This is a genomic window from Phenylobacterium sp., from assembly GCF_031425575.1.
GTDB lineage: Bacteria > Pseudomonadota > Alphaproteobacteria > Caulobacterales > Caulobacteraceae > Phenylobacterium.
This window is the reverse complement of record NZ_JANPJP010000192.1, coordinates 1-23465: the sequence shown is the minus strand read 5'-3', so window position 1 is coordinate 23465 and position 23465 is coordinate 1. Positions and strand designations below refer to the sequence as shown.

Here is a 23465-nt window from a genome sequence, read left to right as displayed (position 1 = left end):
AGGACGGCCCGTCGGTTTGATCCTGATCATTCGCCCCTTCCCTCGGCCAGAGGACACTGCCGCCGACCCCCCCGGGAGGCGGAATGGATACCTTGCTGGCCGACCTTGAGGCGCTGCTGGGCGCCGAGCACGTACTGACCGGCGCGGAGGCCACCGGATGGGCCTTCAGTCCCTGGACCCGGCTGGGCGCGCCGCGGGCGATCCTGCGGCCCGCCACCACACAGGAGGTGTCGGGAATCCTGCGCCTGGCCCACACCGCTGGCGCGGCCGTGGTCCCCTGGGGCGGCCGCACCGGCCTGGTGGATGGCGCCTTCGCCGAAGGAGCTCTGGCGCTCAGCCTCGACCGCATGACCGCCATCGAAGAGATCGACCCGGTCGGCGCCACCATGACGGTCCAGGCCGGTTGCGTCCTTGAGTCCGCCTGCGCCGCGGCGAGCGCGGCGCAGCTGTTCCTGCCGGTGGACCTGGGCGCGCGAGGCTCGGCCACCATCGGCGGGGTCGTCTCCACCAACGCCGGCGGCAACCGGGTGCTCCGCTACGGCATGACGCGGGACTGCGTCCTCGGCCTGGAGGTTGTGCTGGCCGACGGAACGGTGATTTCCGCCCTCAACCACCTGATCAAGAATAACGCCGGCTACGATCTCAAGCAGCTCTTCATCGGCTCGGAGGGCACCCTGGGCGTTGTGACCCGGGCGGTGTTCCGGCTGCGCCCCCGGCCGATGTCGCAGGAGACCGCCTGGCTGGCGGTGGATCGGTTCGAGGCCCTGTCGCCCTTGCTGCGGTCCCTCGAGGCGTCACTGGCCGGCGCGCTGTCAGCCTTTGAGGTGATGTGGCCGGCCTTCTATGACCTCGTCACCAGCCCGCCGGCGGTGGGCCGCCCTATCCTGCCCGCAGGCCACGCCTATTACGTGCTGGTGGAGGCCCTAGGGCCGGATCTGGCCCACGACGCCGCGCGGTTCGAACAGGTGCTCACCGACGCTCTCGAGAGCAGCCTGGTGGCCGACGCGGCCATCGCCAAGTCCCAGGCCGAGCGGGACCGCATGTGGGCCCTGCGCGACGACGTCGCCCAGACCGCACGCAACGGCCCGATCATCACCTTCGATGTCAGCCTGCCCATCGCGGCGATGGAGGCCTATGTGGCGGAGGTCCGCGGCGCCCTCGCCGCCCGATGGCCCCAGGCGGCGATGACGGTCTTCGGCCACCTGGGCGACGGCAACCTGCACCTTATCGTCGGCGTCGTCGAACCGGACGCCCGCCCTGAGATCGAGGAGATGGTGTATGGGCCCCTGCGCGCACGGGCCGGGTCGGTCTCCGCCGAGCATGGGATCGGCCTGCAGAAGCGCCCCTACCTGGCCTATTCCCGCAGTGCGGAGGAGCTCGCCCTGATGCGGACGCTGAAGCGCGCGCTCGATCCGCGCGGCATCCTGAATCCGGGCAAGGTCATCCCAGCTTGATGATCGGCAAAGCCTGACTTGAGCAAGTTGCGTGGGTGCGGCGGCGACTGCGCCGTATCCCGCGCCGCAGGACGCGCGTCAGGTTGGGGCCCGAAGAGGTTCCACGCATGCGTACGAAACACAGGCTCCGAGCCCGACGACAGGGCGACGCCACCGAGCTGCTAATGGCCATGCGGCCGCCGGCCGAGTGGGTGCTGAGCGCGGCGCTGCGGCGGCTGGCGCGGCGGCGGCCCGCGGTCTTTGAGCGGCTGGGAGCCTTTGGCGAGTCGGCTTTTCTGATCGTCCCCGACGGATCTCCGGTGGCGTTCCGGCTTGCTCCGCGGGGCGCCTCGGCGGGAGTCCAGGTTCGCCGGCGCGACGATCAATCGCCCTGGGTCGCGCGGATCGAGGGCCCGCTCGGCGCCTTGTTGGGATTGTTCGACGGCTCCTTAGACGCCGACGCCGCCTTCTTTTCCAGGGCGATCCGGGTGAGCGGCGACATCGAGGCGGTGATGGCCCTGCACAACACCCTGGAGGCCGCGGAACTGACCCTCGCCGACCTGCTGGGCCTGTCGGGACCGGCCAGCCAGATGGCCAACGAAGCCGTCCGTTTCGCCCGGACGGCCGCCAGCGCCAGGGCGGAATGGGCCTGATGGGATCGATCGAACTCGTCTGCCCGGCCGGCTCGCCGGCCATGCTTCGGGCGGCTATCGAAGCCGGCGCCGACAGCGTCTATTGCGGCCTGCGCGATGAGACCAACGCCCGCAACTTCCCCGGCCTGAACTTTTCCCCCGCGGAATTGAAGGCGGCTGTCGGCTGGGCGCACGATCAGGACGCCAAGGTGCTGGTGGCGGTCAACACTTTCGCCCGCGCGGGCGAGGTCGACGCCTGGCGGGCCTCGGTGAACAGCGCCGCGGCCGCGGGCGCCGACGCCATCATCGTCGCCGACCTCGGAGTGCTGGCCTACGCCCAGGCCCAGCATCCCGAGTTGAGGCTCCACCTCTCGGTCCAGGCCGCCGCCGGCACGGCCGAGGCCATCGCCTTCTACGCCCATGCCTATGGCGTGAAGCGGGTGGTGCTCCCTCGCGTCCTGTCGGCGCCGGAGATCGCCACCCTGGTGCGCGAGACCAATGTGGAGGTGGAGGCCTTTGTCTACGGCGGGCTCTGCGTCATGGCCGAGGGACGCTGCGCGCTGTCCTCCTACGTCACCGGCAAGTCCCCCAACCTGGCGGGGGTTTGCTCACCGCCCGAAGCCGTCTCCCTGGAGGAGACCGACGGTCTGCTGACCCCGCGCCTCGGGGGCTTCATGATCGACCAGGTCGCGCCGGGAACGGCCGCCGGCTATCCGACCCTCTGCAAGGGACGCTTCGAGGCCGAGGGGGCCGCGTCCCACCTCTTCGAAGACCCGACCAGCCTCAACGCCATGGCCCTGTTGGCGGAGCTGCGGGCCGCCGGGGTCCGGGCGGTGAAGATCGAGGGCCGCCAGCGCGGCAAGGCCTATGTGGCCCGGGTGGCCGGAGCCTTCCGGGCCGCCCTCGACGCCCTGGACCGCGGCGAGACCACCGCCCCCTACGAAGCGCGCCTCACAGGCTTGGCCGAGGGCGGCCGGGAGACCGCCGGCGCCTATCGGAAGGCCTGGCGATGAGCGAGGCTCCCATTGAGCTCGCCCTGGGCCCGCTGCTGTTCAACTGGTCGGCCGAGCGGATCGCCGACTTCTACGCCGCTGTCGCCGAGGAGAGCGATCTCGACCGCGTCTATCTGGGTGAGGTGGTCTGCGGAAAGCGTGAGCCCTTCATCTCCGGGCCCCTGGCCGAGGCGGCCGAGCGGCTGACGCGCGCCGGCAAGACGGTAGTCTGGTCGACCCTGGCCCTGCCCACGACGCCCCGTGAGCGCCGTGGCGTCGCGCAGCTGGCCGGCTGCGAGGGCCTGGTGGAGATCAACGACATATCGGCCCTGGCCCATCGCCAGTCCCGCGCAGCCTTCGTGGCCGGGCCCCTGCTCAACATCTACAACGAGGCCGCCGCGCGCGAGCTGATGGCTCGCGGCTGCGTGCGCCTGTGCCCCAATGTCGAGCTGTCGCTGCCGGCTATCGGGCGCGTGGCCCAGGCTTGCCCCGGGCTGGAGATCGAGCTGTTCGCCTATGGGCGCCTGCCGCTCGCCCTGTCGGGGCGCTGCTACCACGCCCGGGTCCGGGGGCTGCACAAGGACTCCTGCCAGCTGGTCTGCGACCGCGATCCCGACGGTCTCGCGGTGCGGACCCTGGAGGGTCAGGACTTCCTGGCGGTGAACGGCGTCCAGACCCTGTCCCATGGGACGCAGGTGGCCGACCTGCCGATCGCCGAGTTGCGCGCGGCCGGGGTCGGAGCCCTGCGCCTGTCGCCCCACACCGGGGACATGCTCAAGGTGGTCGCGGCCTTCCGGGGCTTCAGCCAGGGGCGGCTCTCGCCCCAGGACCTGGCGGCCCGGGTGCGGGAAGCCGGGCCGCCGGGCCCCCTGGTCAACGGCTATCTGCACGGCCGGGCGGGCGTCGACTGGGCTCCCGCGGCATGAGCGTCTGTCCTTCGCGACAGCTGTTCGACGTGGTGGTGCTCGGGGGCGGCGTCGCCGGCGCCGGCCTGGCCGCTCAGCTTTCGGGCGAGCTGCGGGTGGCCCTGGTGGAGCAGGAGCCGCAGCCCGGCTACCACGCCACCGGCCGATCGGCGGCCATGTACATCCCCTCCTATGGCGGCCCGGCGGTCTGGCCCCTGACCGCCGCCAGCCGTGGGTTCTTCGAGGAGCCGCCCCGCGGCTTCGCCGGACGCCTGCTGAGCCCGCGGCCGGTGCTGCACATCGCCCGCGCCGACCAGACCGACCGCCTGGACGTCTTCGCCCGGCGGACCGCCGGCGTCGCCGCCCTGCGCCGCCTGTCGACCGAGAGAGCCCTGAGGCGGGCGCCGATCCTGCGGCCCCAGGCTGTCGCCTCCGCCCTGCTGGAGAGCGAGGCCGGAGACCTGGACGTGGCGCGGCTGCACGGCGGCATGGTGCGTGCAGCCCGGGAGGCCGGCGCCGTCATCCTTTCCGACGCGGGGTGGCCGCGCATCGACCGAGACGGTTCCGGGTGGCGCGTCCAGACCCGCCAGGCCTCACTGCTCGCCCCGATCCTTGTCAACGCCACGGGCGCCTGGGCTGACGAAACCGCCCAAGCCGCCGGGCTCGCGCCCGTGGGCCTGTCGCCCCGACTGAGGACCGCCATCCTGGCGGACGCACCACGGGAGATCGGCTTCCACGACTGGCCTGTGGTGAAAGACGTCGACGAGCGGTTCTATTTCCGGCCCTTTGGGGGGCGTCTGCTGATCACCCCGGCTGACGAGGCGCCGAGCCCGCCCTGTGACGCGACGCCCGACGAGCTGGACATCGCCTGCGCCATGCAGCGCTTCCATGATGCGGCCGATCATCCGGTGACTCGGATCCACCACCGTTGGGCGGGCCTGCGCACCTTCGCGTCGGATCGCGCCCCGGTGATCGGCTGGTCGCAGGCCGCGCCAGGGTTCTTCTGGCTGGCCGGGCTAGGCGGCTTCGGGATCCAGACCGCCCCGGCCGTTTCCCGATTGGCGGCCGCCCTGGTGCGAGGCCGCCGGCCGCCTCAGGACTTGTCTGACCACGGCGTTGACGCCGAGCGCTACAGCCCCGCCCGTTTCGAGAACGCGGCCTCCGTCGGCCGCTCCACCAAGACCTGGTCGGACGCCGCGGCGGACGGCTGGTAGGTCGCCAGGTCTTGCAGCGTATTGAGGTTCAGGAACGGGTCAGCCCCCGGCGTGTCCCAGGCCACCTCCCGAAGCCCCACATGCTCGGCGAAGCCGCGCAGGGAGGAGCGGCCGGTCGCCAGATAGGCCTCCAGCCGATCCCGCGAGGCGACGCGCCAGAGACCACAGATCGGATGCAGGCGGCCCCCGCTGGTGGGAAGCACCGCGCCGACCTCCGGCGCCAGGGCCCCCGCCAGGCGGTCGCAGAGATCGGGCGGCAGGTAGGGCATGTCGCAGGCCAGGGTCTGGACCCACTGCGCGCCGTGGCGGCGTCCGAAGTCCAGTGCCGAGGCCAGACCCGCCAGCGGCCCGCCGATCTCAGGCGGATCGAACAGCAGCGGGATCTCCGTCCCCTGCCCCGCCTGGCCCGCCTCCCGCACCGCGACGGCGACCTGGTTGGCGTAACCGCCCGCCAGCTCGATGGCCCGGGACAGCAGCGGCCGGTCGCCCCAGGCGCGCAGGGGCTTACCGCCCCCCATCCGGCGGCCCTCGCCTCCGGCCAGCACCACGGCGACGCCGGTCATGACCTTGTCCTCGCGGGCTTGCGGCGCGGGTCGCTCCCGGCCGGCGCGCCGATCAGGGCGCGAGCCTGGTGCAGGTCGCAGACGGTGGTCTCCAGGTCCCGCAGAAGGCCGTCATGGATGGAATAGATCCAGCCGTGCAGCGTGAGGGGCTGACCTCGGCGCCAAGCGTCATGGACGAGGGGATTGCCGGCCAGGCCGCCGACCTGCTCGACCACATTGCGCTCGCACAGGTGATTCAGCCGGGTCTCGACGTCGAGGATGGCGTCCAGGACCTCGGCATGACGCCAGAACAGGCTACGCACCGGCTGCAGCCAGTTATCCACCAGGCCATGTCGCTCGCCGCTGACGGCCGTCCGCACGGCGCCGCAGCCATAGTGGCCGCAGACCACCACGTGCCGCACCTTCAGAACCTCGAGAGCGTACTGCAGGACCGCCAGGAAATTGGCGTCCTGGACCGGGGCGAGATTGGCCAGGTTGCGGTGTACGAAAAGTTCGCCTGGCGCCAGGCCGGTCAGATCATGCGCCGGCAGATGGCTGTCAGCGCAGCCGATCCACAGATAGTCCGCCGCCTCCTGAGCCGCCAGGCCCGGAAAGAAATCGCGGTCCTCCCGAGCCCTGGCCGCCGCCCAGGTGAGATTGCGGCGGAAGACTCCCTGGGTCACGCGTCCGGCTCGCGGAGGATGCGCCCGCGGCGCGCGGCCAGCCGCCGCCCCAGGGTCGCCAAGTCGTCGGCGTCCAGCCGCAGCCGGGCGATGGGCAGGATGACGGCGTTCTCCAGACCCAGGTGGCGGCGCTCCTGGCTGGCGAAATCCGAGAGGATCTTGCGCCGCGCCGGATCGAGGCCGGGCGCGGTCTCCTTCAGCAGGCTGGCCTTGAGCAGGTCGATGACCTGGCTGGCCTTGTCTATGTCGGCCCGGTGCTCCGCCGACAGCATGCCCAGCACCCGCTCGACCTCGTCCTCCGGCCGGCAGCGTCGGCGCAGGAGCGGGAAAAAATCCTCTTCCTCATCGATCACGTGCAGGGCCAGGTCGTGGCTCAGGAAGGCCACCACCTTGGCGATCTTGTCGCCGTCGAACACGGTGGTCGCGCAGACTTCGTCGATCATCTGGCAAAGCTGCCGGTGGCGGTAGTGCTCGGCGAAGAACCAGTCGAGGGGCTCGGCGAGGAGCTCGATCGGGACCTCCTCGATTTCGGTCGTTTGTTTCACCACCGCCTCCTCTCGACCTTGGGTCAGAGCTTGAATTCCAGCGTCAGCCAGATCTTCGTCCGATCGGGGAAGGCGGGCCGGTCGCCCTGGAACACCGCGGCCTTCAGCTCGGCGCCCAGCTTTGAGGTCAGGGGCATGGAGATCGAGGCGTCGAGCTCCTGGCCGAGCCCCGCGCCGCCGCCGGACTCGTCGAACTGGTGCAGCGCCGCCTGGATCTTCAGCGGCTTGCCGTGCGGGCCCTTGAGGACCGAACTGCCGGTCAGGCTCAGGTCCCGCACGCCATTGGCGGGGGTGGTGAGGAAGACGTCGGCCCAGCCCTGATAGGCGTGCAGGGTGGCCAGCGGGGTCGAGAAGCCGCGCCGGCCGTCGCCGTCCAGTTGCTCGAAGCCGAGCGCCACGGCGTTGGTCTTGGTTTTCAGCCCGGCCGAGAGGGCGATGTAGTCGAGGTCGAAGCTGGTGGGACTGTTGCGGTAGTCGGTCTGGCGGGCGTACTCGGCTTCGTAGGTGGCGCTGAGGCCCGGCTTCAGCGGCCTTGAGCCAGTGAGCCTCGCGCCCCAGGTGGCGCTCGACTGGGTTGGCGCATTGGCGAAGTCCAGCAGGTAGCCATAGGCCGAGACCTGGCCGAAGCCGGTCTTGGCGTCCAGCTGCGCCAGGTGGGAGTCGCTGCGCCAGTTTCCCTGCGGATGGTCCTCGCCGAAGATCCGGTGGACCTTGTCGATATAGGCGTAGGTCACGCTGACCTTGGGAGATGGCCGGTAGACCAGCTTCGCCGCGTCGAAGGTCTGCTCGTTCTGGCGGAAGCCCACATTGCCCACGAAGCGGGCGTTGTTGAGGATCAGGCGCTGGCGTCCGACCACCGCCTCGCCCTGCGTCCCCGTCCAGGAGACCTGGGCTCGGTTCAGCTCGGTGGTCTCGGGATCGGTCACCAGGGGATAGGAGGTCCTGCCGTTGGTGCTGCTGTTGTAGCGGTCGGAGAGCGCGGTGACGTTCTCCCCCTCCACCAGGGCCTTGAAGCCGTGGAAGGCCGGGGTCTCATAGCCCAGTCGGGTGCGCAGGGTGACCGCCTGGGCGTCCTTGGAAAAGCCATCCTGGGACACGGTCTCGTACCGCAGGCGGGATTCCAGGATCAGGCCCTTGGGCGCTTCGGCCGCGCAGGCCAGGGATGGAACGGCCAGGGACGCGAGGCCCAGGAGGCGGGAAAGAAGACGCATGACTCACACTCTCCGGACGATGGTGTAGGTGCGCGCCTTGGGCGTCAGCTTGGCCCTCAGCAGGGACGCCATGGCGGCGATGGCGGGGTCCTTGGCGCCTTGGGCGGCCGAGATCAGGTGGGTCCAGCTCTCGTCGCCGGCGTTGTCGACGAAGTGGGCCACTGCGCGGCGCACGAAGCTGGTGACGTCGAGCTTGTCGGCCAGGGCCGCGGCCCTCACGCGGTCAGCCAGCTCCGGATCGGTGGCGTCGAGCCAGGCCTCGAGCTCGTCGGCCGAGCCGCCCTGGGACAGCAGTTCGCCCAGCGACAGGGAGCCGGTGGCGAACCGGCCGTCGCGGCTGAGGCTGAAGGCGACGCCCTGGGCGCGCGCCCGATCCGCCAGGTCGGAGACATAGCGGGTCGCCGCGGCGGTCCAGGCGCGGCTCTCCAGGTGAAGGGCGATCTTGTCCTCCACATAGTCGAAGGGCAGCTCCCGCCCCTCGATCCGCCGCTCGAGCTTCAGGATGTGCCAGCCGAAGCGCGAGGCGACCGGGCGGGGGAAAATGTCCCCGGCCTGCAGGCCGCCCAGCGCACGCTCGATCTCCCCCACCACGTCGCCGGGGCCAAGCTGGCCAAGCGAGCCGCCGAGCTTGCCCGAGGGACAGTCCGACAGGGTCTTGGCCAGGTGGGCGAACTGCGACGGCTGGGCCAGGCAGCGGTCCAGGACGCCCTGGGCGGTCTGGCGCGCCTGTTCCAGCGCCTTGGCGTCGTCGCCCTCGGCCTCGATGAGGATATGGGCCGCCTCCAGAAGGGCCGGACTGGTGAAGCGGGCGCGTTGGGTGTCATAGACCCGACGGCATTCGGCCTCGCTGGGAGACTCGATGTCGATCTCAGCATCGAGGACGGCCCGGATCAGGGCTTCCTCATTGGTCTCCTCGCGGCCGGCCTCATCCTTGATGGGCCCGGGCGTCAGGCCCAGCTCGTCGGCCCGGTGCAGCAGCAGGGCCTTGACCGCCAGCGCCTTGCCGGCGGCGGCGCGGGCCTCGGCGGCCGACAGGCTGGGATGGTTCTGGACCTCCTCGGCGATGAGGAACTCGGGAATCTCGACCCCTTCGACGACGATGGTGGCGGTCGCGGCTGTGGCGGTCATGATGGCTACTCCGCGGCCTTGAGGGGCGCGGGTCGGACCGCAACGGTTTTCGCACTGACGGCGGCGGGCTGCACGCCGGGCTTGGTCGGATATACCGGGGCGGCGTTGTCGCGGCGGTGCGGCAGCGGACGCCTCGACCGCACCAGCTGCCAGCCCCGGCGGTTGAGGTACCAGACCGGCGCCGAGAGCATGTGCACCAGGCGGGTGAAGGGGAAGACCAGCAGGATGGTCATGCCCAGCACCAGGTGCGCCTTGAAGATCGGGTGCACGTCGGCGACGTGGTCGGCGACGTTGGGCTGGAAGGCGAAGACGCCCTGGGCCCAGCTCATGAACTTTAGCATCTCCCCGCCGTCGAGGTGGCCCAGGGACAGCGGGATGGTGGCCAGGCCCAGGCAGAGCTGGATCATCAGGATGATCAGGATGGCGGTGTCGCCGAAGCTGGAATTGTGGCGGATTCGCGGGTCGAACAGGCGCCGGTGCAGCAGCAGCAGGCCGCCGACCAGGCACAGGATCCCGGCGACGCCGCCGGCGACGATGGCCAGGATCTGCTTGGCGCCGTGGGGCACGCCCAGGGCGTCGAACACCCAGATGGGGGTCAGAAGGCCGACGAAGTGGCCGCCGAAGATGACCAGAACGCCGACGTGGAACAGGACCGATCCCAGGACCAGCTGCTTGCGCCGCAGGAGCTGCGAGGAGCCGGAGCGCCAGGAGTATTGTTCACGGTCGAAGCGGATGACCGACCCCAGCACCAGGACCGCGAGGGCGATGTAGGGATAGACGCCGAACAGGATTTGATTGAGCAGTTGCATCGCAAGGGGCTCCTAGGCCGGCGCGCCGGCGCGGCGTGAGGCGCGCGGCGGTTCGGCGGTCATGGCCTCGACCAAGGCGCTGGCCTTGGGGCAGTCTGAGTCGGACGGGCCGAAGGTGACGGCGGTCTCGGCCCAGGCCTTGTCGAGGGCCTCCAGGTCGTTGGGGTTCTCCTCCGGCTCACTGAGCAGAGCCGCCAGGACGCCAGGATCGGCCTGGGTGTCGGCCAGGCGGGCGAGGGCCCCGAACACCGCGCGATAGGCGCTGCCGCGGGTCTTGAGCCGCTCACCCATGGCCTCCAGCACGTGGCTCGCCTCCCCCAGCAGGGACGCGGCCTGGGGATCAGACAGGGTCGAGAGGAATTCCAGGAACACCGGCAGGAAGTCCGGCAGCTCGTTGGCCGCCAGGTCCAGGCCCTGCGCCCGATAGAGCTCCAGCAGCGCCACCATGGCCTCGCCGCGGTCGCGGCTCTCGCCGTGCACGTGCTCATAGAGGTTGAGGGACAGCGACCGGGTGCGGTCGAAGAGCTCGGTGTAGCGCTCCTGCAGGTCGTAGATGTCGTCCCCGGTGATCTCGGCGGCCAGCTTGCGCAGGGCCTGGACCAGGGGTTTGCTCAGCATGGCCTCGGCCTCGATCACGGCCACGGCCTCGGGCGCGAAGGCCTGCAGGTCGCGGTTGGGATAGGTGAGCAGCAGCGCGAGCGCCTTGTAGGTGCGGGCCATGTCTCAGACCTCCATGGGGGTTTTGGCGCGCGAGCGCTTGTTGGGACCAAACAGGCCCAGCTCCGTGCGGCCGCCTGAGCAGCCGTTGCCGAAGGAGAAGCCGCAGCCGCCGCGCATGTCGTAGGCGTCCTCGGCGGTCTCGCGGTGAGCCGACGGAATGACGAAGCGGTCCTCGTAGTTGGCGATCGCCAGGTAGCGGTACATGGAGTCGATCTCCGCCGCCGTCAGGCCGACCCGTTCGGCCAGGGCGTGGTCGATCACCCCCTCCACCGTCTTGGCCCGCATGTAGCCGCGCATGGCCAGCATGCGCTCCAGGGCCAGCTGGACCGGGGCTTCCTTGCCGGCGGTGAGCAGGTTGGCGAGGTACTTGATCGGGATCCGCAACGAGTGGACGTCCGGCATGTCGCCGTCCATCTCCAGGGCGCCCGCCGCCACGGCCGACTGGATCGGCGAGAGCGGCGGCACGTACCAGACCATGGGCAGGGTCCGGTATTCCGGGTGCAGCGGGAAGGCGATCTTCCAGTCGATGGCCATCTTGTAGACCGGGCTCTTGCGGGCCGCGTCCAGCCAGGCCTCCGGCACGCCGTCGGCGCGCGCCTGGGCGATCACCGCCGGGTCGTTGGGATCCAGGAAGACGTCGAGCTGGGCCTGGTAGAGGTCCTGCTCGTCGGGGGTCGAGGCCGCGGCCTCGATGCGGTCGGCGTCATAGAGCAGGACACCGAGATAGCGGATGCGCCCGACGCAGGTTTCCGAGCAGACAGTCGGCTGGCCGACCTCGATGCGCGGGAAACAGAAGGTGCACTTCTCCGACTTTCCGGATTCCCAGTTGTAGTAGATTTTCTTGTAGGGGCAGGCCGAGACGCACATCCGCCAGCCGCGGCACTTGTCCTGGTCGATCAGGACGATGCCGTCCTCCTCGCGCTTGTAGATGGCGCCCGACGGACAGGCGGCGACGCAGGTGGGATTCAGGCAGTGCTCGCACAGCCTGGGCAGGTACATCATGAAGGTGTTTTCGAAGGCCCCGTAGATCTCCTTCTCGACGCCTTCGAAGTTGTAGTCGGCCGATCGCTTGGAGAACTCGCCGCCAAGGATCTCCTCCCAGTTGGGACCGCGTTCGATCTTCTCCATCCGCTGGCCGGTGATCTTCGACCGCGGCCGGGCGGTGGGGAACGCCTTCATCTCCGGCGCCGTCTGCAGGTGGGCGTAGTCGAAGTCGAAGGGCTCGTAGTAGTCGTCGATCTCCGGCAGGTCGGGGTTGGCGAAGATCTTCGCCAGGATCCGCCACTTGGCCCCCATCTTCGGCTCGATCTTGCCGTTGGCCTTGCGGGTCCAGCCCCCGTTCCAACGCTTCTGGTTCTCCCAGTCGCGAGGGAAGCCGACGCCGGGCTTGGTCTCGACGTTGTTGAACCAGGCGTATTCAACGCCCTCCCGGTTGGTCCAGACGTTCTTGCAGGTGACCGAGCAGGTGTGACACCCGATGCACTTGTCGAGATTCAGCACCATGCCGATTTGCGCGCGAACCTTCATTGAGCGAAATCCTTGGCGTTGAGGGGTTCTTCCAGCCAGTCGACCTTGGTCATCTTGCGCAGCACCACGAACTCGTCGCGGTTGGAGCCGACCGTGCCGTAGTAGTTGAAGCCGTAGGCGAGCTGGGCGTAGCCGCCGATCATGTGGGTCGGCTTGAGGACCGTGCGGGTCACCGAATTGTGGATGCCGCCGCGCTTGCCGGTGATCTGGGACCCCGGCGTGTTCACGATCTTTTCCTGGGCGTGATACATGAAGGTGGTGCCCTCACGGATCCGCTGGGAGACCACCACCCGGGCGGTGAGCGCCCCGTTGGCGTTGAAGGCCTCCACCCAGTCATTGTCCACCAGACCGACCTTCTTGGCGTCGGTCTCGGACACCCAGATGACGGGGCCGCCCCGATTGAGGGTCAGCATCATCAAGTTGTCGGAGTAGGTGGAATGGATGCCCCACTTCTGGTGGGGGGTGATGAAGTTGAGCACGATCTCCTTCTCGCCATTGGGCTTCTGACCCATGACGTAGGTGGTCTTCAGATCGATCGGCGGACGGTAGACGCAGAGCGCCTCCCCGAAGGCCCGCATCCACAGGTGATCCTGATAGAGCTGCTGGCGGCCGGTCAGGGTCCGCCACGGGATCAGCTCGTGGACGTTGGTATAGCCGGCCGTGTAGCAGACCTTCTCACTCTCGATGCCCGACCAGGTCGGTGAGGTGATGATCTTGCGCGGCTGGGCCAGCAGGTCGCGGAAGCGAATCTTCTCGTCTTCCTTGGGCACGGCCAGGTGGGTGTGCTCGCGGCCGGTCTGCTTTTCGAGGGCTTCCCAGGCCTTGACCGCCACCTCGCCGTTGGTCTCCGGCGCCAGCATCAGGATGGTCTCGCAGGCGTCGATGTCGGTCTCGATCCGCGCCAGGCCCTGGGTCTGACCCTCCTCCAGCACCGCGCCGTTCAGGGCCGTCAGCAGGTCGACCTCGTGGTCGGTCTTCCAGCTGATTCCCTTGCCTCCGTTGCCGGTGGCCTTGAGCAACGGACCAAGGGCGGTGAAGCGCCTGTAGGTGTTGGGATAGTCCCGCTCGACCACGGTGATCTGCGGCATGGTCTTGCCGGGGATGGCCTCGCACTCGCCCTTGGACCAGTCCCTCACGTCGAAGGGCTGGGCCAGCTCGGCGGCGCTGTCGTGCTGGATGGGGGTGAGGACGACGTCCTGCTCGACCCCCAGGACCTCCGGGGAGACCTCGGAGAAGGTCTTGGCGATCGCCTTGAAGATCTCCCAGTCCGACTTCGACTCCCACGCCGGATCCACGGCCGCGCTGAGCGGGTGGATGAAGGGGTGCATGTCGGAGGTGTTGAGGTCGTTCTTCTCGTACCAGGTGGCGGTCGGCAGAACGATGTCGGAATAGACGGCCGTCGTGGACATCCGGAAGTCGAGGGTGACCAGCAGGTCGAGTTTTCCCTCCGGCGCCTTGTCATGCCAGACGACGTCGTTGGGCTTGCGCCGACCGTCCTCGCCCAGGTTCTTGCCCTGGACGCCATGAGAGGCGCCCAGCAGGTGCTTGAGGAAGTACTCGTGGCCCTTGCCCGAGGAGCCCAGCAGGTTGGAGCGCCAGATGAACATGTTACGCGGCCAGTTGGCGGGATCGTCGGGGTCCATGCAGGACATCTTCAGGTCGCCGCTCTTGAGCTGGGCCAGCGCGTAGGCCTTGGGGTCCTGCCCCGCCGCGACGGCGGCCTTGGCCACCTCCAGCGGATTGGTCTGCAGGGCGGGCGCGGAGGGCAGCCAGCCCATCCGCTCAGCCTTGGCGTTGAAGTCGATCATCGCCCCGTCCCACACGCCTTCCGGCGCGGTGGGCGAGAGGATTTCGCTCATCTCGACGGTCTCGTACCGCCACTGGTCGGAGTGGGCATAGAAGAAGGAGGTGGAGTTCTGCTGGCGCGGCGGCTTCACCCAGTCGGTGGCGAAGGCCAGCGGAGCCCAACCGGTCTGCGGCCGCAGCTTTTCCTGGCCGACATAGTGGGCCCAGCCGCCGCCGGACTGACCGACGCAGCCGCACATGACCAGCATGTTGATGGCCGCGCGGTAGTTCATGTCCATGTGGAACCAGTGGTTCATGGCCGCACCGATGATCACCATCGACTTGCCGTTGGTCTTCTCGGCATTGCCGGCGAAGCCGCGGGCCACAGCGATGATCTGATCCTTCGGCACCGAGGTGATCGCCTCGGCCCAGGCCGGGGAATAGGGCTCCACCTCGTCATAGCTGGCCGGCATGTGGTCGCCGCCAAAGCCCTGATCGACGCCGTAGTTGGCCAGGAACAGGTCATAGACGCAGGCCACCAGGGTCTCGCCCTCGGGCAGCATCATGCGCTTGACTGGCACATTGCGGACCAGGACGTCCGGGTGATCGGTCATGGCGAACCCGTTGGTCGCGGCCCCGCCGAAATAGGGGAAGCGCACCGCAGCGACCTCGTCATGGACGCCCTTCAGGCCCAGACGCAGGGTGGTCTCGCGGCCGGCCCCATCCTTCTCTTCCAGGTTCCACTTGCCGTCCTCGCCCCAGCGGAAGCCGATGGAGCCGTTGGGGACGATCACCTCGCCGGTGGTCTCATCCAGGGCGACGGTCTTCCAGTCGGGGTTGTTGGTCTCGCCCAGGGCCTGGTCGAACTCGGCGGCGCGCAGCAGGCGTTCGGGCACATAGGCGCCGTCCTGCGGGACCAGGCGCACCAGCATCGGCAGGTCGGAATACTTCCGCAGGTAGTCGCGGAAATAGGGCACCTGCTTGTCGATGTGGAATTCCTTGAGGATCACGTGACCGAAGGCCATGCCAAGCGCCGCGTCGGTCCCCTGCTTCACGGGTAGCCACAGGTCGGAGAACTTCGAGGCCTCCGAATAGTCGGGACAGATCACCACCGACTTGGCGCCGCGGTAGCGGGCCTCGGTATAGAAGTGGGCGTCCGGGGTGCGGGTCTGCGGGACGTTGGAGCCCCAGAGGATCATGAATCCGGAATTGAACCAGTCGGCGCTTTCGGCCACGTCGGTCTGCTCGCCCCAGGTCTGGGGCGAGGCCGGCGGCAGGTCGCAATACCAGTCGTAGAAGGATCCGCAGACCCCGCCGAGCAGCTGGAGGTAGCGAGCGCCGGCGGCGTAGGAGACCATCGACATAGCCGGGATCGGCGAGAAGCCGAAGATGCGGTCCGGGCCCCATTCCTTGACGGTGTAGGCGTTTGCCGCGGCGATGATCTCGGTGACCTCGTCCCAGGTCGCCCGTATGAAGCCCCCTGCCCCACGCATGGTGACGTAGGAGGCGCGTTGGGTCGGGTCCTTCTGGATCGAGGCCCAGGCGGCCACCGGGCTGAGGGTGGCCCGCGCCGCGCGCCAGAGCTTGAGCAGGCGCGAGCGGATCAGCGGGTACTTCACCCGGTTGGCGGAATAGAGGTACCAGCTGTAGCTGGCGCCCCGGGCGCAGCCCCGCGGCTCATGGTTGGGCAGCTCGGGCCGGGTCCGCGGATAGTCGGTCTGCTGGGTCTCCCAGGTGACGATCCCGCCCTTGACGTAGATCTTCCAGGAGCAGGAGCCGGTGCAGTTCACGCCGTGGGTGGAGCGGACGACCTTGTCGTGCTGCCAGCGGCGCCGGTAGGCCTCCTCCCACTGGCGGTCCTCGTCGGTGAGGACGCCGTGGCCATCGGAGAACAGCTCGGTTTTCCGAGCGAAGAAGGTCAGGCGATCAAGAGTATGGCTCATGCCACGATTTCCATCTTCGAGGAGGATTGGGGTGCGTGCAGCAGCGAGCTCTTGCGGGCGTAGAAGACCCAGTTCACCGCGACGCAGCTGAGATAGAAGGCCAGGAAGACCAGCAGCGCTGAGCTGGGCCCGCCGGTGGCCTTCATCGCATTGCCAAAGGCCAGCGGGATGAAGAAGCCGCCGAAGGCGCCGATCGCCGAGCTGAACCCGACAATGGCCGCCGACTCCATTTCAGCAGCCTTCAGGCGTGCGGCAGGATCGGCCTGCGGCAGCAGCCGGGGGATGTCGGCCCGCACGATCGCGGGGATCATCTGGAAGGTCGAGGCGTTGCCGACCCCGGTCCAGAAGAACAGCCACATGAAGCTGGCGAAGAAGATCGGGAAGGATGGCGCCGCGCCAAAGCCGCCGACGCTGTACATCACCGAGAGCACGCCCAGCGCCAGGGCGATGAACACCCAGTGCGTGACGTTGTGGCCGCCGAACTTGTCGGAGATCCAACCGGTGAGCGCCCGTGAGGCCGCCCCGACCAGGGGGCCAAGGAAGACCAGCTGCATGGCTTGGACGTCGGGGAACAGGGTCTTCATCAGGAGCGGAAAGGCCGCCGAGAAGCCGATGAACGAGCCGAAGGTGCCGATGTAGAGCCAGCAGATCACCCAGTTATGCTTGCGCTTGAACACCACCGACTGTTCGGCGAAGGAGGCCCGCGCAGAGGCGATATCGTTCATGCCGAACCAGGCCATGCTGCCGGCGATGAGTATGAAGGGGACCCAGACGAAGCCGGCGTTCTGCAACCAGATCGTGCTCGACACGCCCTTTTCCACGACGGTCTGGGGCGCGCCCACCAGGGGCAAGAACATCCCGACCCCGATCACCACCGGCACCAGGAACTGCATGACGCTCACGCCAAGGTTTCCGAACCCGGCGTTGAGGGCCAGCGCATTGCCCTTTTGGCTCTTCGGGAAGAAGAACCCGATGTTGGCCATCGAGGACGCGAAGTTGCCGCCCCCCAGGCCGCAGAGCAGGGCCAGGACCACGAACACTTCATAGGGCGTGGTGGGATCCTGCACGGCCAGGCCGATGCCGATCGCCGGAATCAGCAGCGACAGGGTGGTGAGCGTCGTCCACAGCCGGCCGCCGAGGATCGGGACCATGAAGGTGTAGAAGATCCGCAAGGTCGCGCCCGACAGGGCAGGCAAGGCGGTGAGCCAGAAGAGCTGCTCGGTGGTGAACTTGAAGCCGACGAGCTTCAGCTTGGCCACCACCATGGACCACACCATCCAGACCGAGAAGGCCAGGAGCAGGTTCGGAATGGAGATCCAGAGATTCCGGCTGGCGATCGCCTTGCCTGACCCCGACCAGAAGGCCGGGTCCTCGGGACGCCAGTCGGTCAGGACATGACGGGCGGGTTTGCGGGAAGCCATCAAGGCGCTCCTCTTGTTGCTGGGGTCGCCGCGCGAGCGCGGGCCGACGCGCCGGAGACCGGGCGCGGTTGAAGGTCGGCGTGCAGGGCCGCCATCTCGGGAAGTTCCGGCAGGTCGCCCAGCTGCGGGGCGCCGGCATGCTCCATCCGGCGGATGGCGAAGTGCATCCAGGTCAGGGCGCTGGCCACGAGGACGAACAGCAGCATGAAACAGCTGGTCCAGACCCCGGTCAGGTCGTTCAAAGCCCCGAAGGCGATGGGCAGGACAAAGCCGCCCAGGCCGCCCACCATGCCCACCAGTCCGCCCACCGAGCCGATGGTGTCGGGGTAGTAGACCGGGATGTGCTTGTAGACCGCGGCCTTGCCGAGGCTCATTGCGAAGCCGAGGCAGAACAGCAGGACGATGAACGGGACGAGCCCCGTGGCCAGCCGGAAGGCGATCGGCCCATGGACCCCATCCACCACGTAGCTGGTGGGCGGATAGGACAGCAGGAAGGTGGCCACCACGCTGATGCCGAAGGTGATGTACATCACCTTGCGCGCGCCGATCTTGTCGGAGAGCCAGCCGCCGAACACCCTGAACAGGGACCCAGGGATCGAATAGGCCGCCGCCAGCATGCCCGCCGTGCGGATGTCCAGCTGATAGACCCCCACCAGATAATGGGGCAGCCAAAGGGCCAGGGCCACGAAAGCGCCGAAGACGAAGAAGTAGTAGAGGGCGAAGCGCCAGACCTGCAGCTTCTTGAGCGGCGCGAACTGCATCGCCGCGGCCACGGGCTTGGCGCCGGTCCGGCGACGTTCCACCAGTTCGGGGTCGTCGCGGGTCAGCAGGAAGTAGATGACGGCGATCACCGCCAGGGCCGCGGCCCAGACCTGGGCGACGGTCTGCCAGCCATAGGCGATCATCACGAAGGGGGCGGCGAACTTGGTGACCGCGGCCCCGACATTGCCGGCGCCGAAGATGCCGAGCGCCGTGCCCTGCTTTGTCTTCGGGAAGAACTTGGAAACATAGGCCACGCCGACGGCGAAGGACCCGCCAGCCATGCCAACCCCGAGCGCCGCCAGCAGGAACTGCGGATAGGTCTGGGCATGGGAGAGCAGGAAGGTGGCGAGCGCCGCTGACAGCATCACCACCAGGTTCACCACCCGGCCGCCGTACTGATCGGCCCAAATCCCCAGGAAAACCCGGACCAGAGATCCGGTGAGGATCGGCGTTCCGGCGAGCAGGCCGAACTGGGCCTCGGTGAGGCCGAGGTTCTGCTTAATCTGCACCCCGATGATCGAGAAGATCGTCCACACCGCGAAGCAGGCGGTGAAGGAGAAGGTGCTCATCCAGAGCGCCATGCCTGCGCCGGGCGCAGTCTGCGTGGCGGGCGGTGTGATGGCGTCGGTCAACTTGTCCCCCGGCCTCTCGATGGCGGGGCCAAGCGCCCTCGCGTCGATCACTGCTATGAAGAGGACGCGGAGGGATTGGATTGATGATGATCAAATTTGGGCGTCGATGTTGCTATATTCGCCGCAGTCCGACGTGAATATTGAGCTCGGTTTGCGCTTGCAACACCTACAATTACTTTTAGTGGCTCGCCCAATTGATGATCGTCAAGCCGCACAACTGCCCGCGGCGCTTTAGCCCCACTTGATCCACATCAAGGCCCGACTCGTTGCGCGGGCCGATTGATGATTGACCTAGGGGACCAAACCAATGTCGATGCGAGTGGTGGATGTCGAGCGCGTGAGGGGCTTGCCCCTGTTCTGCGGCGTCTCCGATGAGACCTTCGGCGCGGTGACCGCCGGCGCCTTCCTGCAGAAATTCCCGGCCGGCACCACCCTCCTGCACGAAGGCGATCCGGTGGACTTTCTCTATGTCCTGCTGGACGGCCTCGTGGAGCTAGAGGGCACCTGGAACGACAAGGAGACCACCTTGGCCGTGCTGCGGCCGGTCTCCACATTCATCTTCGCGGCTGTCGCCCTCGACGCCGACGCGCTGATGAGCGCGCGCACGGTGGAGCGGTCTGACATCCTGATGCTGTCTGGCGAGGCCCTGCGTCGGGCGATGCAGACCGACCCCCGATTCAGCTACGCCGCCACCCTCGAGTTGGCCGGATGCTATCGCGGCCTGGTGCGTTCACTGAAGAATCACAAGCTGCGAGGCGGCGCCGAGCGCCTGGCCAACTATCTGATCACCCAAAGGGTGCGTCAGGGCGGAGCCGAGACCTTCACCCTGCCCCACGAGAAGCGCCTGCTGGCCTCCCTGCTGGGCATGACCCCCGAAAACCTGTCGCGCGCCTTCGCCACCCTCACCGGCTACGGTGTCATAATCAACGGCCCCGAGGTGACCATCGCCCGCCCCGTGGTCCTGGAGCGCCTGGCCAAGCCCGACCCGCTGATCGACAATCACCAACCCCCCAGCGTCACGCCCATGGGCCAGGCCGAGCAGGAGTTGTGGCCGGCCAGCCGCGTGGGCTAGCCGCCGAACTGGGCCAGGTTGCGAGTGTCCCCGGCCTGGCCGCGGGCCAGTTCGTGGCCGCTGGCCTTGCCCGTCAGGGCCTGGGCGATCCGCGCCGCCAACAGATCTGAAGCCTCCGCCCCGTCGGTCAGCAGGTCGCGCAGATCCACCCCGCCTTGGCCGAAAAGGCACAGGCGCAGCAGCCCCCGGGCCGTGACCCTCAGGCGGTTGCAACCGTTGCAGAACCCGGCGCCATAGGGGGCGATCAAGCCGATCCGTCCGGCGAAGTCCGGATGCTCGTACTCCGTCGCCGGGCCATCGTCGGAAGCCCGCGCTCGGGAGCTCCACCCCTCCTGGTCCAGCCAGGCCTTCAGCCGCTCGCCGCTCACATGCTGGTCAGCGAAGTAGGCGGCGTTGTCGGCCGTACGCATCAGTTCGATGAAGCGCACCGCCACGGGCCGGCGGCGAACGAACGCGGCGAACTCGGCGAAGCCGTTCTCCAGGCTGTCGCGCAGCAGGACCGCGTTCACCTTTACGGTCGGGACGCCGATCGCCAACGCCTGATCGAGGCCTGCCACCACCTGATGAAAGCGGTCGTGGCCGGTGAGGCGGGTGAAGCCGTCCCGGTCGAGGGTGTCGATGGAGACGTTGAGGTTGGTCAGGCCCGCGGCGCGCCAGTCGGCCACGTGGCGGTGCAGGTTCCAGCCATTGGTGGTCATGGCCACCTTGGCGATCCCGGGAACCCCGGCGACCCGGGCGATGATCTGGCCGATGTCCTTGCACACCGTCGGCTCTCCGCCGGTCAGTCGGACCTTCTCGATTCCCAGCCGCTGGAAGGCGGAGACCAGGGCGCCGATCTCGTCGACGCCCAGGAAGGCAGGCCCGGCGGTCTTTCTGTAGCCGTCGGGTAGGCAGTAGGCACAGCGGAAGTTGCAGACCTCGGTCACCGACAGCCGCAAGTAGCGGAAGCGGCGGCCGAACCCGTCGATCAGTCGGTCCATGGGACAGGTTCCTCGCGGGACAGAAGAGGCGCCGGTCTCCCGGCGCCCCAAGACCCGGCGGTCGCCGGTGTCGACGTCACCCCAAGCGACGCCGATGGGAGGATGGCGTCGCCCTTTGTGGGCGGATCGAGGTGAGCCTACAGGGGTGCGACCGGCCTTTGCATGACGGCTGAGGGGCCACGTCTTGACTTCGGTTAAGCTGGCAGGGCCCGTCCCTGCGGCCGGGATGGCCAGCCCAGCAGCATCGGCCCGTAGGCCAGGGCGAAGCCGCCATAGGCGGCGCTCCACAGGACGCCGGAGGCTGCGAGCAGAACCGTGCCGCCCGGCCCGCCGAAGCCGGCGCAGACCCTCACCAGGGCCGCGGCGTTGACCAGCAGATAGATGACCAGCGTCCAGCCGTCGGCCGTCCGGGGCCGGCCGCTGTGGCCGAGGGTGGCCCGGGTCATCATGGCCAGCGTCATGACCCCGACTGCGCCCGCGGTCAGGGCGTGGACGCCCCCCGTGCGGGGAAAGATGTCGGGCGCCAGGATGGTGAGGCCTATCAGCATCAGCCCGACGCCCAGCCAAGCGTAGCCAAGGTGGAGGATCCAGACCAGGGGCTCGATAAGGGTCCGCAGGCCCTGCCAGCGCGCCAGGCGTGCAAGGGCGGCGACGCCCGAGACGGTCAGCAGGGCCCCGGACAGCGGGACGTCGGGGACCGCCACCCAGGCGGCGACGGCCAGGCCTGTGAGGATCAGGGCGGCCATGTCCGCGCGGTCGCTTGGGGCGGGCAGCGGCCCGGGCGCGCGCTGCATCAGCCAGTTGCGGGTGAAGCTGGGGGTGACCCGGCCGCCGATCAGGGCGATCAGCAGGGCGATCGCGCCAAGCGCGGCCCGTTGGCCGGCGCCCTCCGGCGCCAGGGCCCCGAGGTGGAAGGCGATATTGGCGCCGGCGAGCACGGTGACCAGGCCGCAAACGGCCAGGTTGCGCCAGTTGCGCCCGGCCAGGATCTCGCGCCAGACTACTCCGGCGAACACCACCAGGAAGGCGCTGTCGATCACGATGGCCCAGACCCCCAGCTCGGTGGCGGCCAGCATAGCCAGGCGACCGGCCAGCCAGAGGGCCGACAAGGCGACCAGCGGCCCCCCCATTACGGGCAAGCGGCCGGTCCAGTTGGGCACGGCGGTGAGCAGGAAGCCGGCGACGATGCCGCCCAGCACGCCGAACAGCATCTCGTGGATGTGCCACTCGCGGGAGAGGGCCGCCCACGGCAGGTAGCCGGTGAAGGACAGCAGCCAGAGGGGAACGGCCAGGGCGGCCCAGATCGCGGCGGCGAGGAAGAAGGGGCGGAAGCCGTAGCTGAACAGCTTGGGGCCCCGGTAGGCGCGCCGATCAGCGGCGGTGGCCATGACGGACTCCGGTCGTCTAGAGGACGGGGCTTCCTTCTAGCCCCGCCCCGCCCCGCGGCCCTTGTCGGACATCAATCGCCGACCCTTTCATGAGCATTTGGAGTAGCCGCAGCCAAAGCAGGTGTCGCAGCCCTCCTTGCGGACCAGCTCGAACCCACCGCACTGGGGACAGCAGGCCTTGGCCTCGGCGTGGGACGCGTGCCCGACGTGGGCGGGCGCGGCGACCGCCTCGATCCTCAGGTGCCGCTCGATCACCCCACCGATGGCCGCGGGCAGCGACGGTACGTAGCGCCCGTCGATCCAGCCACCGCCGCTGGGATCGAACACCGCCTTCAGCTCGTCGGCCACGAAGGCCACGTCGCCGCCCCGGCGGAAGACCGCCGAGATCATCCGCGTGAGGCCCAGGGTCCAGGCGTAGTGCTCCATGTTCTTGGAATTGACGAAGATCTCGAAGGGCCGCGGCCCGTCACCCATGTCGGCGTCGTTGATGGTCACATAGACCGCGTGCGCGCTCTGCGGCCATTTGATCTTGTAGGTGGCGCCCTCCAGGACATCGGCACGGGGTGAGAGTCGGGGCTCGGGCGGCGGGGACGCTTCGGGCGCGGGAACCACCGACAAAACCGAGCCGGTGACGGCGTTGGGCCGGTAGGTGGTCAGGCCCTTGCAGCCGAGGCGGTAGCCTTCCAGGTAGATGTCCGAGAAGTCGGCAAAGGCGATATCTTCCGGGCAGTTCACCGTCTTGGAGATGGAACTGTCGATGCAGGTCTGGGCCGCGGCCTGCATCCGAAGATGGTCGGCCGGGGTCAGGTCCTGGGCGCTGACGAACAGCTCGGCAGGCGGCGCGGCCTCGCCGTTCAGCCCGCGCCAGACGGTGAGCGCATAGTCCTCCACCTGCTCCGCCCGCGAGGAGCCGTCCGGCTGGCGCACCTTGCGGGTATAGGCGTAGGCGAAGACCGGCTCGACGCCCGACGAAACATTGCCGGCCAGCAGCGAGGTGGTACCGGTGGGCGCGATGGAGGTCAGGCACCCGTTGCGCAGGCCATGCTCGGCGATCATGGCTCGGGTCTCCCCGTCCAGGCTCAGCAGGTTCGGGCGCTCCAGGATCTGCGGATCATAGAGCGGGAAGCTACCCTTCTCGGCA

The 23465-nt window shown here is 68.6% G+C and carries 19 protein-coding genes and 1 pseudogene; 6 read left to right on the top strand and 14 right to left on the bottom strand.

The features are described from left to right. Positions 1-83 precede the first annotated feature (83 nt). The 5 genes from RMO97_RS11060 (at position 84) to RMO97_RS11040 (ending at position 5176) form a co-directional block, all read left to right on the top strand. The gene (locus tag RMO97_RS11060) at positions 84-1454 is read left to right on the top strand and encodes an FAD-binding oxidoreductase (RefSeq protein ID WP_310541034.1); all 1371 of its coding nucleotides are present in this window, start codon (positions 84-86) and stop codon (positions 1452-1454) included. Between the two features lie 107 nt (positions 1455-1561). Beyond that, on the top strand, positions 1562-2086 hold the full coding sequence (locus RMO97_RS11055; RefSeq protein ID WP_310541032.1) for an SCP2 sterol-binding domain-containing protein: 525 nt from the start codon (positions 1562-1564) through the stop codon (positions 2084-2086). After that, complete coding sequence (locus tag RMO97_RS11050) at positions 2086-3078, top strand: peptidase U32 family protein (RefSeq protein WP_310541031.1); 993 nt, start codon at positions 2086-2088, stop codon at positions 3076-3078. Before RMO97_RS11055 ends, RMO97_RS11050 begins: the two co-directional genes overlap by 1 nt. Further along, entirely contained in the window at positions 3075-3983 is a 909-nt protein-coding gene (locus RMO97_RS11045) for a U32 family peptidase (RefSeq protein WP_310541030.1), read from the top strand. Before RMO97_RS11050 ends, RMO97_RS11045 begins: the two co-directional genes overlap by 4 nt. Then, positions 3980-5176 carry an FAD-binding oxidoreductase gene (locus tag RMO97_RS11040; protein WP_310541029.1) on the top strand — a complete coding sequence of 399 codons (1197 nt, stop codon included), beginning with the start codon at positions 3980-3982 and terminating at the stop codon, positions 5174-5176. The genes RMO97_RS11045 and RMO97_RS11040 overlap by 4 nt, the downstream gene beginning before the upstream one ends. Here the strand turns inward: RMO97_RS11040 and RMO97_RS11035 are convergent. From RMO97_RS11035 to RMO97_RS10985, 11 genes are read right to left on the bottom strand one after another with little or no spacing between them, the layout of a single operon-like run. Continuing rightward, positions 5092-5739 (bottom strand): molybdenum cofactor guanylyltransferase, encoded by a 648-nt coding sequence (locus tag RMO97_RS11035; protein WP_310541028.1) that lies wholly within the window; start codon positions 5737-5739, stop codon positions 5092-5094. The genes RMO97_RS11040 and RMO97_RS11035 overlap by 85 nt on opposite strands. After that, on the bottom strand, positions 5736-6401 hold the full coding sequence (locus tag RMO97_RS11030; protein ID WP_310541026.1) for a carbonic anhydrase: 666 nt from the start codon (positions 6399-6401) through the stop codon (positions 5736-5738). The genes RMO97_RS11035 and RMO97_RS11030 overlap by 4 nt, the downstream gene beginning before the upstream one ends. Continuing rightward, complete coding sequence (locus RMO97_RS11025; RefSeq protein ID WP_310541024.1) at positions 6398-6946, bottom strand: hemerythrin domain-containing protein; 549 nt, start codon at positions 6944-6946, stop codon at positions 6398-6400. Before RMO97_RS11025 ends, RMO97_RS11030 begins: the two co-directional genes overlap by 4 nt. A gap of 23 nt (positions 6947-6969) precedes the next feature. After that, a complete protein-coding gene (locus RMO97_RS11020) occupies positions 6970-8157 on the bottom strand; it encodes a hypothetical protein (RefSeq protein ID WP_310541022.1) in 1188 nt (395 codons plus the stop codon). Between the two features lie 3 nt (positions 8158-8160). Further along, complete coding sequence (locus RMO97_RS11015) at positions 8161-9285, bottom strand: peptidylprolyl isomerase (RefSeq protein WP_310541020.1); 1125 nt, start codon at positions 9283-9285, stop codon at positions 8161-8163. Positions 9286-9290: 5 nt separating this feature from the next. Beyond that, on the bottom strand, positions 9291-10094 hold the full coding sequence (narI, locus tag RMO97_RS11010) for a respiratory nitrate reductase subunit gamma (RefSeq protein WP_310541018.1): 804 nt from the start codon (positions 10092-10094) through the stop codon (positions 9291-9293). Between the two features lie 12 nt (positions 10095-10106). Further along, positions 10107-10814 (bottom strand): nitrate reductase molybdenum cofactor assembly chaperone, encoded by a 708-nt coding sequence (gene narJ / locus RMO97_RS11005; RefSeq protein ID WP_310541016.1) that lies wholly within the window; start codon positions 10812-10814, stop codon positions 10107-10109. Positions 10815-10817: 3 nt separating this feature from the next. Further along, positions 10818-12341 carry a nitrate reductase subunit beta gene (narH, locus tag RMO97_RS11000; protein ID WP_310541015.1) on the bottom strand — a complete coding sequence of 508 codons (1524 nt, stop codon included), beginning with the start codon at positions 12339-12341 and terminating at the stop codon, positions 10818-10820. Then, entirely contained in the window at positions 12338-16069 is a 3732-nt protein-coding gene (locus RMO97_RS10995) for a nitrate reductase subunit alpha (RefSeq protein ID WP_310541013.1), read from the bottom strand. The genes narH and RMO97_RS10995 overlap by 4 nt, the downstream gene beginning before the upstream one ends. Beyond that, on the bottom strand, positions 16066-17490 hold the full coding sequence (locus RMO97_RS10990; RefSeq protein WP_310541011.1) for a NarK family nitrate/nitrite MFS transporter: 1425 nt from the start codon (positions 17488-17490) through the stop codon (positions 16066-16068). Before RMO97_RS10990 ends, RMO97_RS10995 begins: the two co-directional genes overlap by 4 nt. Then, positions 17490-18884 (bottom strand): nitrate/nitrite transporter, encoded by a 1395-nt coding sequence (locus RMO97_RS10985; RefSeq protein ID WP_310541010.1) that lies wholly within the window; start codon positions 18882-18884, stop codon positions 17490-17492. Before RMO97_RS10985 ends, RMO97_RS10990 begins: the two co-directional genes overlap by 1 nt. A 313-nt stretch (positions 18885-19197) precedes the next feature. On the opposite strand from RMO97_RS10985, the gene RMO97_RS10980 reads away from it, so the two are divergent. Continuing rightward, on the top strand, positions 19198-19956 hold the full coding sequence (locus tag RMO97_RS10980) for a cyclic nucleotide-binding domain-containing protein (RefSeq protein ID WP_409035306.1): 759 nt from the start codon (positions 19198-19200) through the stop codon (positions 19954-19956). On the opposite strand, the gene moaA is transcribed toward RMO97_RS10980, so the two are convergent. From moaA to RMO97_RS10965, 3 genes and pseudogenes are all read right to left on the bottom strand, one after another. Further along, positions 19953-20936 carry a GTP 3',8-cyclase MoaA gene (moaA, locus tag RMO97_RS10975; RefSeq protein ID WP_310541006.1) on the bottom strand — a complete coding sequence of 328 codons (984 nt, stop codon included), beginning with the start codon at positions 20934-20936 and terminating at the stop codon, positions 19953-19955. The two genes, RMO97_RS10980 and moaA, sit on opposite strands and share 4 nt — an antisense overlap. A gap of 194 nt (positions 20937-21130) precedes the next feature. Continuing rightward, positions 21131-22324, bottom strand: coding sequence for an NnrS family protein (locus RMO97_RS10970; protein ID WP_310541004.1), 1194 nt, complete (start codon positions 22322-22324; stop codon positions 21131-21133). A gap of 87 nt (positions 22325-22411) precedes the next feature. Then, a pseudogene (locus RMO97_RS10965) lies at positions 22412-23465 on the bottom strand (ribonucleoside-diphosphate reductase, adenosylcobalamin-dependent); the annotation flags it as partial.